This is a genomic window from Bacteroides caecigallinarum (genome assembly GCF_016902295.1).
GTDB lineage: Bacteria > Bacteroidota > Bacteroidia > Bacteroidales > Bacteroidaceae > Phocaeicola > Phocaeicola caecigallinarum_A.
This window is the reverse complement of record NZ_JACJLQ010000007.1, coordinates 19562-36988: the sequence shown is the minus strand read 5'-3', so window position 1 is coordinate 36988 and position 17427 is coordinate 19562. Positions and strand designations below refer to the sequence as shown.

General features: G+C 42.6%; 16 protein-coding genes and 1 riboswitch. Of the genes, 11 read left to right on the top strand and 5 right to left on the bottom strand.

Annotated elements, in window-relative coordinates:
- Window positions 1-13 precede the first annotated feature (13 nt).
- The gene (locus H6A27_RS03490) at window positions 14-820 is read right to left on the bottom strand and encodes an AraC family transcriptional regulator (RefSeq protein WP_204507697.1); all 807 of its coding nucleotides are present in this window, start codon (window positions 818-820) and stop codon (window positions 14-16) included.
- 135 nt (window positions 821-955) lie between these two features.
- Here H6A27_RS03490 and H6A27_RS03485 point away from each other — a divergent pair, with 135 nt between their 5' ends.
- The 5 genes from H6A27_RS03485 to H6A27_RS03465 all read left to right on the top strand — a co-directional run bounded on the left by H6A27_RS03485 (window position 956) and on the right by H6A27_RS03465 (window position 6273).
- The gene (locus H6A27_RS03485; RefSeq protein ID WP_154044420.1) at window positions 956-1795 is read left to right on the top strand and encodes an aldo/keto reductase; all 840 of its coding nucleotides are present in this window, start codon (window positions 956-958) and stop codon (window positions 1793-1795) included.
- A 145-nt stretch (window positions 1796-1940) separates the two neighbouring features.
- The gene (locus H6A27_RS03480) at window positions 1941-3848 is read left to right on the top strand and encodes a TonB-dependent receptor (protein ID WP_204507696.1); all 1908 of its coding nucleotides are present in this window, start codon (window positions 1941-1943) and stop codon (window positions 3846-3848) included.
- 23 nt (window positions 3849-3871) lie between these two features.
- The gene (locus tag H6A27_RS03475) at window positions 3872-4840 is read left to right on the top strand and encodes a DUF362 domain-containing protein (RefSeq protein ID WP_204507695.1); all 969 of its coding nucleotides are present in this window, start codon (window positions 3872-3874) and stop codon (window positions 4838-4840) included.
- 43 nt (window positions 4841-4883) lie between these two features.
- Window positions 4884-5714 carry a carboxymuconolactone decarboxylase family protein gene (locus H6A27_RS03470; protein WP_420867840.1) on the top strand — a complete coding sequence of 277 codons (831 nt, stop codon included), beginning with the start codon at window positions 4884-4886 and terminating at the stop codon, window positions 5712-5714.
- Between the two features lies 1 nt (window position 5715).
- Window positions 5716-6273 (top strand): flavodoxin, encoded by a 558-nt coding sequence (locus tag H6A27_RS03465; protein ID WP_204507693.1) that lies wholly within the window; start codon window positions 5716-5718, stop codon window positions 6271-6273.
- A gap of 68 nt (window positions 6274-6341) precedes the next feature.
- On the opposite strand, the gene H6A27_RS03460 is transcribed toward H6A27_RS03465, so the two are convergent.
- From H6A27_RS03460 to H6A27_RS03445, 4 genes are all read right to left on the bottom strand, one after another.
- On the bottom strand, window positions 6342-7682 hold the full coding sequence (locus tag H6A27_RS03460) for a citrate/2-methylcitrate synthase (RefSeq protein WP_204507692.1): 1341 nt from the start codon (window positions 7680-7682) through the stop codon (window positions 6342-6344).
- Between the two features lie 21 nt (window positions 7683-7703).
- Window positions 7704-8963: an NADP-dependent isocitrate dehydrogenase gene (gene icd / locus H6A27_RS03455; RefSeq protein WP_204402377.1), complete on the bottom strand. Its 1260-nt coding sequence runs from the start codon at window positions 8961-8963 to the stop codon at window positions 7704-7706.
- Between the two features lie 36 nt (window positions 8964-8999).
- Entirely contained in the window at window positions 9000-11255 is a 2256-nt protein-coding gene (locus H6A27_RS03450) for an aconitate hydratase (RefSeq protein ID WP_204507691.1), read from the bottom strand.
- 180 nt (window positions 11256-11435) lie between these two features.
- Window positions 11436-12140, bottom strand: a complete 705-nt coding sequence (locus tag H6A27_RS03445) for a hypothetical protein (RefSeq protein ID WP_204507690.1) — start codon at window positions 12138-12140, stop codon at window positions 11436-11438.
- 274 nt (window positions 12141-12414) lie between these two features.
- On the opposite strand from H6A27_RS03445, the gene H6A27_RS15415 reads away from it, so the two are divergent.
- The 6 genes from H6A27_RS15415 to thiH all read left to right on the top strand — a co-directional run bounded on the left by H6A27_RS15415 (window position 12415) and on the right by thiH (window position 17365).
- Window positions 12415-12546, top strand: coding sequence for a hypothetical protein (locus H6A27_RS15415; protein ID WP_262897118.1), 132 nt, complete (start codon window positions 12415-12417; stop codon window positions 12544-12546).
- A 73-nt stretch (window positions 12547-12619) separates the two neighbouring features.
- A riboswitch (TPP riboswitch) is annotated at window positions 12620-12721 on the top strand.
- An 83-nt stretch (window positions 12722-12804) separates the two neighbouring features.
- On the top strand, window positions 12805-13005 hold the full coding sequence (thiS, locus tag H6A27_RS03440; protein ID WP_204507689.1) for a sulfur carrier protein ThiS: 201 nt from the start codon (window positions 12805-12807) through the stop codon (window positions 13003-13005).
- Between the two features lie 4 nt (window positions 13006-13009).
- Window positions 13010-13648 (top strand): thiamine phosphate synthase, encoded by a 639-nt coding sequence (locus tag H6A27_RS03435; RefSeq protein WP_204507688.1) that lies wholly within the window; start codon window positions 13010-13012, stop codon window positions 13646-13648.
- An 86-nt stretch (window positions 13649-13734) separates the two neighbouring features.
- The gene (locus H6A27_RS03430; RefSeq protein WP_204507687.1) at window positions 13735-14511 is read left to right on the top strand and encodes a thiazole synthase; all 777 of its coding nucleotides are present in this window, start codon (window positions 13735-13737) and stop codon (window positions 14509-14511) included.
- Between the two features lie 14 nt (window positions 14512-14525).
- Window positions 14526-16217, top strand: coding sequence for a phosphomethylpyrimidine synthase ThiC (thiC, locus tag H6A27_RS03425; protein ID WP_204507686.1), 1692 nt, complete (start codon window positions 14526-14528; stop codon window positions 16215-16217).
- A gap of 11 nt (window positions 16218-16228) precedes the next feature.
- The gene (gene thiH / locus H6A27_RS03420; protein WP_204507685.1) at window positions 16229-17365 is read left to right on the top strand and encodes a 2-iminoacetate synthase ThiH; all 1137 of its coding nucleotides are present in this window, start codon (window positions 16229-16231) and stop codon (window positions 17363-17365) included.
- The last annotated feature ends 62 nt before the right edge of the window (window positions 17366-17427 follow it).

Genomic DNA, 17427 nt, shown 5'->3' with positions numbered 1-17427 from the left:
TTAATCATGCCCATCACTCTCTGTAATCAGAAGGCTTTATACCTGAATATTGTTGTACATAACGGCTGAAATAGGCCATAGATGAAAACCCGAACATATCTGATATCTGTACTAGCGAAAGAGATTTATCGCGGAGCAGACGAGTTATATCAAGTATGGTATAATTATTGATCCAATAATTGGCTCCGTATCCGCTAACCTTCTTTGAAACTTCGGACAGGTATTTTGATGTGACACAAAGGCAATCCGCATAATATGTCACCTCTCTGTGCTCGCGGTATGCTCCGTCCTCCAGCATCTTCAGGAATCTATTCATAATGGATGCATTTTGTGTGGTAATATCATTTTCACCATAAATACGGGCATGGAAATCAAAAAAATCAAGAATTGCCATCCGCATCGCATTAATAACCGTCTCACGATAAAAACGATGACTTGTGTCGTTTATCCTTTGCTCAAGCAGTTCAAAATCACGAAGACATATATCCTGTTGCTCACGATTTAAGTGCATGACAGGATTCAGAAACAAGGCCAACTGTCCCTTAGTTCCATAATTACTCTGCGGAGTGCATAGAGTCACAAATTCCGGTTTTACATAAATAATTCTGCATCGGAAATCATCTGATGCTTCTATCTTTTCTATCATTTTACGCTTGCGTATTATGGACAGATCGCCTGCATGCAATTCAAAATCCTGCCTGTTGAAACAGTACTTACATGTTCCTCCCAAACAAAGCATATGGGCAAGATACTCCTCGTCCGAATCTGTTTTTATTTCACCAAGTCTATGGGCTATGAATATTTCTTTATTTTCTTCCATATAAATATCCTCCAATTACTAACAAGAACTGTAAAAATGGTAATTATATCCGCATTTTTTGTTTTAGTCCTATATTACCATGTATCTATCTTTGCACAAAGAACAAAATTATCAAAATAAATTAAAACTGAAAATATGAAAACAGTAAGATTAAACAATGGCGTCGAAATGCCACAGATTGGTTATGGAGTATATCAGGTCTCTCCTTCAGAATGTGAACGTTGTGTGAGCAACGCTTTGGAATGTGGCTACCGTATGATTGATACGGCACAAGCATACCATAACGAAGAAGGTGTAGGAAAAGCAGTTAAAAACAGCGGAATAAAACGAAATGAAATTTTCATTGTAAGCAAAGTTTGGATATCAAATTACGGCTACGAGAATGCACGCAAATCAATAGACGAAAGTTTAAAGAAACTACAAACAGATTATATTGATTTGATGCTACTGCATCAGCCGTTTTGTGACCGCTACGGAGCATATCGGGCACTTGAAAAAGCATACAAGGAAGGTAAACTCAGAGCTATCGGTGTAAGTAATTTCTATCCTGATCACTTTATAGATATAGCCAGTAACATGGAAATAATACCAGCAGTGAATCAGGTGGAGACGCATGTCTTCGACCAACAGATTGAAGCACAGAAAATCATGGAGGAATTCGGTACTAGAATCATGTCATGGGGACCGCTTGCTGAAGGACGCAACAATTTCTTTAATAATACGATATTAGCCAATATTGGAGCAAAGTATGGAAAAAGCATTGCACAGGTAGCATTAAGATGGCTAATACAACGTGGAGTTATCATCATACCGAAATCTACTCATATCGAACGTATGAAAGAAAATATTGAAATTTTCGATTTTTCACTGTCACAGGAAGACATGGGAAATATAGCTGGACTGGACACAGGAAAAAGTCTTTTCTTCGACCATCATGATGCCGATACCGTACGCATGTTCATGGGATGGAGATAAAAGGAAAATACAAATATCTGTAATTTGGGTAAATAATGCAGTAATAGATATACGTATTTATACTATATGTATGATAACTTTGTAGCATCAAAACAAATTTAAAAATTATAGAGACATAATTTATAGAAACTGAACAGAATATTTTATGAGAACAATAATCCCCAATATAAAAAGAAATATATTTTATATTGCATTATTTACCCCACTCAGTCTGTCGGCACAAATCATAATCGACTCCACACGGGTTTATAACATCAATGAAGTGGTAGTGACAGGAAGCCGTAGTGAAACGGATGTACGCCATCTGTCACAGACAGTATCGGTAGTCGGTCGTGACCGTATAGAAAGCACCATGCATCCTTCACTGCTGCCATTACTTACCGAGCATGTCCCGGGACTGTTTGTCACATCACGTGGCATTATGGGATATGGAGTGTCAAACGGTGCTGCGGGAGGTATTTCGTTGCGTGGACTGAGCGGTGGCTCAGGACGACTGATGGTGATGATTGACGGTCATCCGCAATATGCCGGTATCTTCGGACATCCGATATCAGATGCCTACCAGTCATTCCTCGCAGAACGTGTAGAGGTATTGAGAGGTCCGGCTTCAGTGCTTTACGGTTCCAACGCTATGGGAGGTGTAGTTAATATCGTAACACGCAAAATGCAGGAAGACGGAGTAAACACAAACCTCCATGCAGGTTATGGCTCATACAATACACTTGAGACGGAACTTACAAACCGTGTACGTAAAGGACGATTTTCCAGCGTAATATCAGGTTCGTACAACCGCACTGACGGACACCGTGCCGATATGAATTTCGAACAATACGGCGGATATGCGAAATTGGGTTATGAAATGACAAACAACTGGAATCTTAGAGGAGACGTAAACATTACCCACTTCAACGCTTCATACCCTGGACCTGTGAGTTCTCCACTTCTGGATGGAGACCAGAGAATTACACGCGGAATGACTTCATTTGCCATTGAAAACAATTACGACAAGACCTCAGGAGCGGTAAGTTTCTTTTACAACTGGGGAGACCACTGGATTAATGACGGTTATACACCATCTGAGGGAGAAGGGCCGCAGGACGACCGCTTCCTGTCATTCGACAAGATGATGGGAGTATCTGTTTATCAAAGTATGCAGTTCTTCAAAGGTAACCGCATCACAGCCGGATTCGACTGGTTCAACTATGGAGGCCATGCATGGAATGAGTATATCAGTGGTGAAAAGGCAGGAACTACATCCGATCTGGTTGACAAGCAGGAAAATGAATTTGCCGGATATATAGATGTGCGTCAGGATATAAATTCCTTTATCACACTGAATATGGGTATCCGTGCCGACCATCATTCACGCATAGGAACAGAATGGGTACCACAGGCAGGATTGGCTTTCCATCTTCCTCACGCCATGGAACTGAAAGCATCTGCGTCAAAAGGATTCCGCTACCCTATCCTTAGGGAAATGTATATGTTTCCACCGCAGAATCCTGATTTGAAACCCGAGTCTATGTGGACTTACGAACTTGCATTCTTGCAACGACTGATGAACGGACAATTTAGTTATGGAGTAAACCTCTTCTATATAGACGGCAAGAATCTCATAATGACACTGCCTAATCCAAACGGTAGCGGAATGCTGAACCAGAATTCAGGCAAGATAGACAATACCGGTATCGAAGTACAGGCTGCATACCGCATAAACAGACAATGGTCAGTTGACGGTAACTACAGTTATCTGCACATGAAGGAGCCTGTGATTGCCGCACCGGAACATAAGCTTTACGGAGGAGCAAACTTTTCATGCGGACGCTGGAACATATCAACAGGCATACAGTACATAGCCGGACTATACACACAGACTGAACCTGTAAAAACGGAAGATTTCGTCCTGTGGAATATAAGAGCTTCGTTCCGCACAACAAAATGGCTCGACATCTGGGTGCGCGGAGAAAACCTGCTTGCACAAAAATATGAAATCAATGCCGGTTACCCGATGCCTAAAGCAACCGTTATGGGTGGAGTGAATATCAATTTCTAAACAATCTACAAATACTTAAAGATATGAAAAAGATTTTTCTAACAATTATTTTGGCAATCGCTTTCGTAGCCCCAAGTTGCGGACATTCGCCAAAAGTGCAGGAATCAGCCAATACGGAAACGACTGATACCCCTAAAGTTTACTGGTACAAAAACATCTCATCCGAGAATCTGATTAAAATCTATGAGGCATTAGGACGCGAAGCTAAAGGGAAAGTGGCTGTCAAACTTTCTACCGGAGAACCCGGAGGACACAATTTCCTGCAACCCAAGCTTATCAAAGACCTTGTGCAGAAAGTAAATGGAACAATCGTAGAATGCAATACTGCGTATGGCGGCGGACGTTCCAATACAGAAAGTCATCTGAAAGCCGCTGCCGATCATGGTTTCACCGCAATCGCGAATGTTGACATCATGGATGCCGAAGGAGAAACTGAACTTCCAGTAAAAGGAGGAAAGCATCTCACAAAAGATATTGTCGGCAAGAACTTTCTCAATTATGATTTCACAATAATCCTCTCTCATTTCAAAGGACATGCCATGGGAGGATTCGGTGGTGCAATCAAGAACATGTCTATAGGAATTGCATCGTCCAATGGTAAAAGATTGATACATTCTGCCGGAGAGAGTACCACAAGTTGGGGCAACCCGAAACAGGATGATTTCCTGGAATCAATGGCTGAAGCTGCAAAAGCAATAGCAGACCACTGCGGAGAAAATATACTCTACATAAGTGTAGCGAACAATCTTTCAGTTGATTGCGACTGCGATTCTTCGCCGGAAGATCCTAAAATGGGCGATATAGGTATTCTCGCATCGCTTGACCCTGTAGCTCTCGACCGTGCATGTACCGACTTGGTTCGTTCGTCAAAAGACCATGGCAAGATACACCTGATTGAACGTATCGATTCACGTCACGGCATGCATACTTTGAATCATGCTGAAGCACTTGGAATGGGAAGCCAAAAATATGAATTAATTGAGCTTGATTGATAAATCATACATATAATTTCATTCATTATAAAACCCATAACAAATGAAAACAAAATCATTCTTACTTATCACGTTATCATTTTTAATTTTCCCGAATATGGCTAAATCACAGGTTAAAGTCCAGCAAACCGCAGGACATGATGTGTTGGGAGAGTTCGCTCCCGAATTCGCACATCTTAATGATAATATCCTTTTTGGCGAAGTATGGAGCCGCAATGACTTGCTATCCATGCGCGACCGTTCAATCGTTACCGTTGTTGCACTGATGTCGCAGGGACTGACAGACTCATCGTTCAGACACCATCTTGAATTTGCAAAGAAAAACGGAGTGACAAAAACTGAAATAGCAGAGATACTTACACATGCCGCATTCTATGCAGGATGGCCTAAGGCATGGGCTGCATTCCGTATGGCAAAAGAAGTATGGGCAGAAAATGTGGACAGCACATCAAATGCCTCTCTTGACGCATACTCACAAACTATTATTTTCCCGATAGGCAAACCTAACGATGCATACGCCAAATACTTCGTAGGACAAAGTTATCTTGCACCAATCGTCACAGAAGGCGTTCCGGTTTCCAATGTAACTTTCGAACCTGGTTGCCGTAATAACTGGCACATCCATAAAGCCGAAAAAGGTGGAGGACAGACTCTTATCTGCGTAGGCGGACGTGGTTACTATCAGGAATGGGGTAAAGAACCAATAGAAATGAATCCGGGCGACGTTATATATATTCCGACCGGAGTCAAGCATTGGCATGGAGCCGCTCCTGACAGCTGGTTCTCACATCTTGCTATGGAAATTCCGGGTGAAGGATGCAGTAACGAATGGCTGGAACCGGTTAATGACGAAGATTATTCAAAACTGAAATAACATGAAAACTTTAATACTGATAATTATGAGTCTTTTTTGCTTAAACAGCCAGTCAAACGCACAGCAAAAGAAGGATAATGCTGAAGCTAAAATCCTTGTGGCTTATTTTTCATGTACGGGAAACACCGAAAGCGTTGCCAAATCAATTTCAAAAGCTACCGGTGGAACACTGTACAAAATTACTCCAAAGAAAGCATATTCTTCTGCCGACCTTGACTGGAGAGACAAAAACAGCAGAAGTTCAATAGAAATGAATGACGACAATTCACGTCCTGAACTTGGTGGTGAAACTCTTAATATGAATAACTACGACACTGTATTTATAGGCTACCCTATCTGGTGGGATTTATGTCCGCGTCCGGTAAATACATTCATTGAGAAGTATAACCTTTCCGGCAAGACGGTTATTCCTTTTGCTACATCAGGCGGAAGCTCCATCAACAACAGTGTTAAACAACTGAAGAAGCTGTATCCAGAAGTGGATTGGAAAGAAGGCCGCTTGTTCAACAGAGGAAGCAAACAGGCTGAAGAATGGGCTAAACAGATTATCTTGAAATAAAACCTATATAGCAACATAAAATTTGGGGCTGCATCGTACATCACGACACAGCCCCAATTTTATATATTCTATCTTTCAGCTATTGGTTTGTAAGAAACTTCCTCAAGTACATTCTTGTATGCAGGACGGATAATACGACGACCGTCGAAATGCAATTCCTCAATACGGTGAGCCGTCCAACCGACAATTCTTGCCATAGCAAACAGAGGAGTGTATATCTCATGAGGCAAGCCCATCATCTCGTATATGAATCCTGAATAGAAGTCAACATTAGAGCATACTTTCTTCTTGTCTCCCTTGACTTTCTTGAAACAAGCTATGGCACGCTTTTCTATCAGTTCAAGGAAAGCAAATTCTTTCTCACAGCCTTTTTCAGCCACAAGTTCACTTGCCAGTTCCTTCAGAAGGACAGCACGCGGGTCTGAAATAGTATATACGGCATGACCGATACCATATATCAGTCCGGTCTTGTCGTATGCCTCTTTATTAAGCATACGAATAAGGTATGTGTCTATTTCATCTACATTAGTCCAGTCTGAAATGGCTTCTTTCAGGTGATGGAACATTTTTACTACCTGAATGTTTGCTCCACCATGCAATGAACCTTTTAGCGAACCGATTCCCGCTGCGATACTTGAATATGTATCTGTACGTGTAGAACTTGTAACTCTGACAGTGAATGTAGAGTTGTTACCACCACCGTGCTCAGCCTGGAGAACCAGCAGAAGGTCAAGCATACGTGCCTCAAGAGGAGTGTAATCTTTCTTAATCATGTAAAGAAAATTCTCTGCCAACGAGAGTTTCTCATCCGGATAGCGGATATGCAATGAGCGTCCGTGTGTACTGTGACGGTAGATGCTATATGCGTATGCTATGACTGTTGGGAACTTTGAGATAAGTTCGATAGACTGACGCATAAGATTGTCGCGAGAGATGTCATCCGGATTAGGGTCGAATGTGTACATTTCCAGAACACTACGGGCCAGGATATTCATTATGTTATGACCTTCAAGGTCGATGATATTCATTGTAGTTTTCTTGTCAAGCGGCATATTGTCGTTTATCAGTTCCTTGAAAGAAGCCAGCTGTTCCTTGTCAGGAAGCTCGCCCGACAAAAGCAAATATGCAACCTCTTCGAAGCCGAAACGTTTCTCTTTCAAAAGAGCATGAACGATATCATCCAAATCATACCCCCTATAGAAGAGTTTACCCGGAATAGGTTTCAAGCCTTCTTCCGTTTTCTCATATCCCACTACGTTTCCTATCTTGGTTAGTCCTACAAGCACACCTGTTCCGTCTTCATTACGAAGTCCGCGCTTAACATTAAAACTCGTAAATAAACTGTTGTCTATTCTGCACGCCTGTTTAGCACATTCGGAAAGTTTGTAAACTATATATTCTTTTTTCATGTTCAGTTCGTTATAGTTGAATTAAAGACTTTGTATTATTCTTTCAGTAAACTCTTCTGTACTCAATACTTTACCGTCCGGCATAAATCTTGCCAAATCGATGGTAGCCTCAGAATTTTCAAAAACCTGTTCAAGTGCAGATGTTATAAGGTCGGCTGCTTCCTGCCATCCCAAATACTCAAGCATCATTACTGATGACAGAAGAAGAGAACATGGATTGACCATATTCTTACCCGCAATATCAGGAGCTGTTCCGTGGGTAGCCTCGAAAATGGCATGACCGCTATTGTAGTTTATGTTTGCTCCAGGAGCAATACCTATACCGCCTACCATGGCAGCCAACTGGTCTGATACATAGTCACCGTTAAGATTCAGAGTTGCGATAACAGAATAGTCTTCCGGTTTCAGCAATGTATTCTGAAGGAAAGCATCCGCAATACAGTCTTTTATTATTACCTTTCCCTTGTTGATAGCCTCAGCCATGGCAGCCTTTGCGGATTCTTCTCCCAAATCTTTCTTCAACTGCTGATAATAGTTCATGGTGAATGTCTGTTCGGCAAACTCTGTTTCAGCCACTTCATATCCCCATTTCTTGAAACCACCTTCGGTAAACTTCATGATGTTTCCCTTATGGACAAGTGTTACCGACGGAAGTTTATGATCCAAAGCATATTGTATTGCAGAACGAACAAGACGTTTCGTTCCCTCCACAGAAACAGGCTTTACTCCGAAAGAAGAAGTTTCAGGGAATCTCACCTTGGTAACTTTCATCTCATTGTAAAGGAAATCATAGAATTTCTTTGCTTCAGGAGTGCCCTGTTCCCATTCTATTCCGGCATATATATCTTCTGTATTCTCTCTGAAAATACACATATCCACTTTCTGGGGCTCTTTCAAAGGAGATACTACACCTTTGAACCATCTTACTGGACGCAGACAAACATACAAGTCCAACGTCTGGCGCAATGCAACATTGAGCGAACGTATTCCGCCTCCCACAGGTGTTGTAAGCGGTCCTTTAATTCCTATAAGATATTCTCTGAACACATCCATAGTTGATTCCGGAAGCCACTCTCCTACCTGTTTGTAGGCCTTTTCACCGGCCAGCACTTCCATCCATTCTATTGAGCGTTCACCTTTGTAAGCTAATTTTACTGCTTCATTTACAATTTTCTGACAAGCCGGAGTTATCTCAGCTCCAACACCATCTCCCTCTATAAAAGGTATAGTAACACTTGAAGGTACTACCAGTTTACCTTCTTCCATACGAACTTTACTCATCGTCTAGTTTCTCCTATATTAGTTGTATATTGATTGTTATTTTCTAAATGTATTAAGTGCAGAACCGGCCTTGAACCATTCAATCTGCATTTCATTATATGTATGTACGGCCTCGAAAGAATCCTGAGTACCGTCTTCATGAGTTAATACCACTTTTAGATTACGTCCAGGCGCGAATGATTCAAGTCCGACGATTGAAATCCTGTCATGTTCCTGCACCTTGTCATAGTCATCCTTGTCGGCAAAAGTCAGTGCAAGCATACCTTGTTTCTTCAGATTTGTTTCATGGATACGCGCGAAACTCTTTGCAAGAATAACTTTTACATTAAGGAATCGTGGTTCCATGGCAGCATGTTCACGGCTTGAGCCTTCGCCATAGTTTTCTTCCGCCACTACTATTGATGAAATGCCTTTAGCCTTATATCCTCCGGCTACAGCCGACACTTCGCCATAACTGCCGTCTGCCGAGTTCCAAACCTTGTTCGTCTCTCCGTTGAAAGCATTCACAGCTCCCATCAGCATATTTCTTGAGATATTTTCCAGATGTCCGCGGAATCGAAGCCATGGACCAGCCATTGAGATATGGTCTGTAGTACACTTGCCTTTGGTCTTGATAAGCAAAGGCATATCCAATAAATCCTTACCATCCCATGGAACAAACGGCTGAAGCTTCTGCAGACGTTCTGATTTCGGATCAATGATAACTTCAATATTACATCCGTCAGCAGAAGGAGCTACATAACCATTATCATCAACTGTAAATCCTTTCACAGGAAGTTTGTCACCAGTAGGGGCATCCAGTTTCACCTGCTCGCCTTTATCGTTTATCAGAGTATCTGTCATAGGATTAAAGCACAGGTCTCCTGCTATGGCAAATGCTGTAGCAATCTCCGGTGATGCTACAAAAGCATGTGTATTAGGGTTACCGTCCGCACGCTTTGCAAAGTTTCTGTTGAACGAAGTCACAATGGAATTAGGTCTTGTAGGATCATCAGTTTCACGTTTCCACTGACCGATACACGGACCGCATGCATTTGTCATTATCACGGCACCTGCTTCCTCAAAATCAGCAATCATGCCGTCACGCTTTGATGTACAATACACAAGTTCCGAACCAGGATTAACCAACAATGGTGATGCCATCTTCAGACCTTTGTCCTTCAACTGTCTAACTAACGAAGCAGCCCTTCCCAAATCCTGATATGAAGAGTTGGTACATGAGCCGATTAATCCTACTTCCATACGTTGAGGATAACCGTTTGCTATTACCTTGTCCTTGAACTCAGACAACGGACATGCCGCATCCGGTGTAAACGGACCGTTAAGATATGGTTCCAATGCCGACAAGTCAATCTCTATCACCTTGTCGTAATACTTTTCAGGTGATGACAAAACTTCATTATCCGCTTTCAGGTCGTCCGAAACTTTTAATGCCATATCGGCAACTTCCGCACGTCCAGTAGCTCTGAGATATTCCACTATTTCACCATCGAACGGGAATACAGATGTAGTCGCTCCTACCTCAGCTCCCATATTACAAATTGTTGCCTTTCCTGTAGCCGAGATTGAAGAAGTACCTTCTCCAAAGTATTCTATTATGGCATTTGTACCACCCTTGACAGTCAGTATGCCGGCCAGCTTTAGAATAACATCTTTTGGCGCGGCCCATCCGTTCAGTTTTCCTTTAAGGTGTACACCTATTATTCTCGGCATCTTCAATTCCCATTCCATACCGGTCATCACGTCAACGGCATCGGCACCTCCGACACCAATGGCAATCATTCCAAGACCACCGGCATTCGGTGTATGTGAATCCGTACCTACCATCATTCCTCCCGGGAAAGCATAATTTTCAAGTACAACCTGATGTATGATTCCTGCTCCAGGCTTCCAGAAACCGATTCCATATTTCGATGCCACACTCTTCAGAAAATCATATACTTCCTTGTTGGTTGTCTGTGCTACAGGCAAATCAACAGAAGCGCCTTTATATGCCTGTATCAGATGGTCGCAATGTACAGTTGCTGGTACAGCAGAAACATTCTTACCGGCATTCATAAACTGAAGCAATGCCATTTGCGCGGTGGCATCCTGCATTGCAACTCTGTCAGGACGAAAATTCACATAGTCCACACCTCTCTCAAAACATTTCATGGAATCAGCATCGTAGAGATGACTGTATAAAATCTTTTCCGCCAAGGTCAATGCCCTGCCTAATTTTTTTCTTGTATCCTGTACTTTACCATTATATGAAACATAAAATTGTTTCATCATCTCCAAATCATAAATCATAGTAACTAAAACCTATTTATTATGTAAATACCTTTTATAATTTAAAAACTCTACATATTGATAAAAATCGCGCAATATTCGGCATTATAATTGATATATGCAAGCAATATGTAATATTTAATTGATAAAAGATATATTTTTCTATAATTAAAGCACAAAAAGCTACATAAATATGCAAAATTAAAGACGTACACCAATGCTGACAAAAGCCGAATGCATCATACATGCTTTTGGCAATGGAAGTTTGCCACCCTCAACAATAATATTCCTGCTTCCACCATAAATATCAAAATCAGAGAAAGTATAACCAGCTGAAAGAATTATTCTTTCGTCCATTTCCAATGATACGGCTGTACGGACATTGTAATATACCTTTCTTGCACCACTGTTTGCCACCTCTTCCCTTTTTAATGCAGACCACGCCCCATTCTTGTTTGGAAAGTAATCAATGGTAAATCTTCTGTCGGAAGGGAGAGGAATTGTCAGTCCGGGCGATACAGAAAAATACAGCGCATAGTCTTTATCCCTACCTATCCACAATTTTGGAGAATTGAAACGCAGAGCTGGACGGAAAGCAAAATAATAACTGACTGAATTGTCATTTGTTTCACTCCACCAGAATTGCTTGTTGACGGTAACTCCACCTAAAGATTTAGACGGATACGGAGATGTAAATACCAAGCCAGCCGTCAGACCTACATAGTCTATAGGCAGAAAAGTAACTGAAGGTTCTACCTCCCAAGAACTTTGACTGGTCAATGCACCGTTGAGTTCTACTAACCATAATCGCTTCTCATTCATGTCCTGTGAATAAAGTGAAACAAAACCGCACAAAATAAAAATAGCAATAGAAAATCTTACAATTAGTGTTTTAAAACGATTCATAAATAAATTGATTTTAAGTCTTATATTATATAGGATCAATACTTAGATTTCAGCCGACAAAAGTACTTTAAAAAAACACGGCCGTGTTTTATTTAAAATGACACCGCGTTTGAACTTAAACACGGCCGTGTTTTATTTAAGTCTCTGAAAAGTCTTTTTTAACCCTGTTTTATGAATGCAAATATACGTGATACCGGTATATCAGAATAAACTGCGTTATGTACATTATTCCACAATAGCTTGGCTGATTTTCAGAGCATTAAAGAAAAACTCGATGTACATTTATTTTGGACATTCAGTCGAAGGCAAACACGAGCGTGAGTTTGTCTCTTCCATCGAACGGAACTATTATCGTTTTACGCTCCGTCCGCGTGAATTCCTTGCAGGCGTATCGTTGACGTTCTGAATATCAACAGGTATTGTAAAAAATATAAATTATTGTCCGCTTTTTGAATCTTTTGTTTAACTTTGCGTCCGAAGTAAAGACAAAGGGGTGCCCAAAGAATAAAACCCGGGCTGAGATTATACCCTATGAACCTGATGCGGTTAATACCGACGAAGGGATTGTCCTCAAAAAAGACATCCGTCATAAGATATTCTCTCAAACTGTTTTCCAGTATTCTCTTTGTGTTTGCTTTGCAAAACACTATAATACCTATCATTTATGAAAATAAAAGTAAACAACAAAGAGACCGAACTCACTCAAGGTAATAATGTTGCATCGCTTGCACAACAGCTCGAACTTCCTGAGCAGGGAGTGGCAGTTGCCATCAACAACCGTATGATTCCGCGCAGCCAGTGGGCCGAACAGGAAATCAAGGAAGGCGACAGTCTTGTTATAATAAAAGCTGCTTGCGGAGGATAATGACATGGATACTAAAGCATTCAAACTACAGTTCATCACTCATTTCACCGAACAGTATTCTTATCTGGATTCAGCGCGTATGGCTCTTGAAGGCGGTTGCCGATGGATTCAACTGCGCATGAAGGATGCTTCCGACGAGGAGGTGGAAGCCATTGCCGTAAAGGTTCAAGAGTTGTGCAGACAGCATAACGCAACTTTCATCATAGACGACCGAGTGGAACTCGTCAAGAAGCTGAAAGCAGACGGTGTGCATCTTGGAAAGAACGACATGCCTATAGCTGAAGCAAGAATGATATTGGGAAATGATTTCATTATAGGTGGAACTGCCAATACTTTCGATGACGTTAAGGCACATTACCTTTCAGGTGCCGACTATATTGGTTGCGGTCCGTTCCGTTTCACAACTACCAAGAAAAAATTAAGCCCGATATTAGGTCTTGAAGGCTACCGCTCAATCACCAGTCAGATGAAAGCCGAAGGTATCAACCTCCCGATAGTTGCAATAGGCGGAATCACTATTGATGACATTCCGGAAATAATGCAAACCGGTGTGACAGGCATCGCACTGAGCGGAACTATACTCAGGGCTGAAAATCCGGTGGAAGAAACCGGTAGGATAAAATCACTTATCGAAAATTGCTGAGTTTAAATAGCATTTAAGCACTGTTTAAACACTATTTAAACACCATTTAAAATTAAAGGATCAATAAAATATTAATTATCTACTATATGGAAAAACTTATTATTGCGGGTCGTGAATTCGATTCCCGCCTTTTCCTGGGAACAGGAAAATTCAACTCAAACCAGCAGATGGAAGAAGCCATCCTGGCATCCGGCACAGAAATGGTTACTGTAGCCATGAAACGTATCGAACTTGAAGACAAGGAAGACGACATGTTGCGCCATATCGTTCATCCTCATATACAGCTGTTGCCAAACACTTCAGGTGTACGTACAGCGGAAGAAGCCGTATTTGCCGCACAGATTGCTCGTGAAGCATTCGGAACTAACTGGCTGAAACTGGAAATTCATCCGGACCCTCGCTACCTGTTGCCGGACTCAACAGAAACACTTAAGGCTACTGAAGAACTGGTAAAACTCGGTTTCGTAGTCCTTCCTTACTGCCAGGCTGACCCTACACTTTGCAAGCGTCTGGAAGAAGCTGGTGCGGCTACTGTGATGCCTCTTGCTGCTCCTATAGGTACAAACAAAGGTTTGCAGACTCGAGATTTCCTTCGTATAATCATCGAACAGAGCAACGTTCCTGTAGTAGTTGATGCCGGTATCGGCGCTCCGAGCCATGCTGCAGAAGCTATGGAAATGGGTGCAGCCGCCTGCCTTGTAAACACAGCTATTGCCGTTGCCGGTAATCCTGTAGAAATGGCAATCGCATTCAAGGAAGCTGTCATCGCCGGCCGCCGCGCCTACGAAGCAGGATTGGGTATTCAGGCTGACAACCTTGTAGCTTCAGCTTCATCTCCTTTAACTTCATTCTTAAACGAATAAACTTTACAATTCACATGGACAACGAAAAAGATAAAAAAGCATACGCCCATGCAGAAAAAGCCTACATGCAAGGCACAATGTTCCCTTTCATTAAAGTAGGTATGCAGAAAGTAAACCTCACTCCTACTGTCAACATCGTTGACGGCGAGAAAGTGATGACACCGAACGCCCCTGTATATATATATGATACAAGCGGGCCTTTCAGCGACCCTAATATTGAGATTGACCTGAAGAAAGGATTGCCACGTATGCGTGAAAGCTGGATTACATCACGCGGTGATGTGGAGCAGTTGCCTTCAATCACTTCAGAATACGGAAAAATGCGCCGTGATGATAAGTCGCTCGACCATCTCCGCTTCGAACATATCGCATTGCCATACCGCGCAAAGGAAGGTAAGTGCTGCACTCAGATGTACTATGCCAAGCAGGGTATCGTAACTCCTGAAATGGAATATGTTGCCATCCGCGAGAACATGAACTGCCGCGAATTAGGCATCGAAACATATATCACTCCGGAATTTGTACGCGACGAGATTGCTGCCGGACGTGCCGTATTGCCTGCCAATATCAATCACCCGGAATCGGAACCTATGATTATAGGACGTAACTTCCTTGTGAAAATCAATACCAACATCGGTAACTCTGCCACTACCTCAAGTATCGACGAAGAAGTGGATAAGGCTGTATGGAGCTGCAAATGGGGTGGCGACACACTGATGGATCTTTCTACAGGTGCAAACATCCACGAAACCCGCGAATGGATTGTACGCAACTGCCCTGTTCCTGTAGGTACTGTGCCTATCTATCAGGCTTTGGAGAAAGTAAACGGTAAGGTGGAAGACCTCAACTGGGAGATTTACAAGGATACACTGATAGAACAGTGCGAGCAGGGTGTTGACTACTTCACTATCCACGCCGGAATTCGTCTGCATAATGTACACCTTGCCGACAAACGTCTTTGCGGTATCGTGAGCCGTGGCGGAAGTATCATGAGCAAGTGGTGTAAGATATATAATAAGGAGTCTTTCCTTTATGAACATTTCGACGAGATTTGCGATATCCTTGCACAGTATGACGTAGCAGTTTCATTGGGCGACGGTCTCCGTCCGGGCTCTATCTACGATGCCAACGACGAGGCACAATTTGCAGAGCTTGACACACTGGGTGAACTGGTACTCCGTGCATGGAACAAAAACGTACAGGCATTCATCGAAGGACCGGGACATGTACCTTTGCACAAGATACAGGAGAACATGGAACGCCAGATCAAGTCGTGCCACAATGCTCCGTTCTATACACTCGGCCCGCTTGTAACTGATATCGCTCCGGGTTACGACCATATCACATCAGCTATCGGTGCTGCCCAGATTGGTTGGTTGGGTACCGCAATGCTTTGCTATGTGACTCCGAAGGAACACCTCGGCTTGCCTAACCGCGAGGATGTACGCACAGGTGTCATCACATACAAGATTGCCGCTCATGCCGCCGACCTTGCAAAAGGACATCCTGGAGCACAGATACGCGACAACGCCTTAAGCAAGGCCCGCTACGAATTCCGTTGGCGCGACCAGTTCCATCTTTCACTGGATCCTGACCGTGCCCTTGAATATTTCAACGAAGGACGTCACACAGATGGTGAATACTGTACAATGTGCGGTCCTAACTTCTGTGCGATGAAATTAAGTAGAGATTTAAAGAATATTTAAAAACTAATAGAATGTTTTCAGATGAACTTGAAAAAATAAGCTGGGAGGAGACGACCAAAGCCATTTACTCCAAGACCGAGGCAGACGTGATACGTGCTCTCGGTAAAAGCCGCTGCGACGTGGATGACTTTATGGCACTCATCTCGCCGGCTGCCGAAAAATATCTTGAACCGATGGCGCGACTCAGCAAGAAATATACTGAAGAACGTTTCGGACGTACAATGTCTATGTTTATACCATTGTATATAACAAATTCATGTACAAACTCATGCGTGTATTGCGGATTCCACATCAGCAACCCGATGGCACGTACCATACTTACACCAGAAGAAATAGAAAACGAATATAAAGCCATAAAGAAACTAGGCCCGTTCGAAAATCTGCTTATCGTAACAGGTGAAAATCCGGCAAAAGCAGGTGTACCATACATAGCCAAAGCACTTGACCTGGCAAAACCTTACTTCTCAAATCTTAAAATAGAGGTGATGCCTCTAAAGGCTGAGGAATATGCCGAGCTGGTAACACACGGATTGAACGGAGTTATCTGTTTCCAGGAGACATACAACAAAGCCAGATACAATATCTACCATCCAAGAGGTATGAAATCGAAATTCGAATGGCGTGTAAACGGTTTTGACCGTATGGGACAGGCAGGTGTTCACTCCATCGGTATGGGTGTACTTATCGGACTGGAAGACTGGCGTACAGACGTAACCATGATGGCATATCACCTACGCTATCTGCAGAAACATTACTGGAAGACAAAATACAGCGTAAATTTCCCGCGTATGCGTCCTGCAGAAAACGAAGGTTTCCAGCCTAATGTCATCATGAGTGACAAGGAGCTGGCTCAGGTTACTTTCGCCATGCGTATATTCGACCACGATGTGGATATCTCCTACTCTACACGCGAGCCGGCACATATCCGCGACAACATGGCTTCGCTAGGTGTTACAACCATGAGTGCAGAAAGCAAGACCGAACCCGGAGGTTACTACACATATCCTCAGGCACTTGAGCAATTCCATGTAAGCGACGAACGCACAGCCGTAGAAATAGACAAAGCTTTAAAAGCATTGGGGCGTGAGCCTGTTTGGAAAGACTGGGATGCTTCATTCGACTTTATCAAGACAGGGAAAGCTGTCTGATCTGACAATATAAATACTGACGGCATAGGATTGCAATACCCTTGTGCCGCCGGTATTTTTTT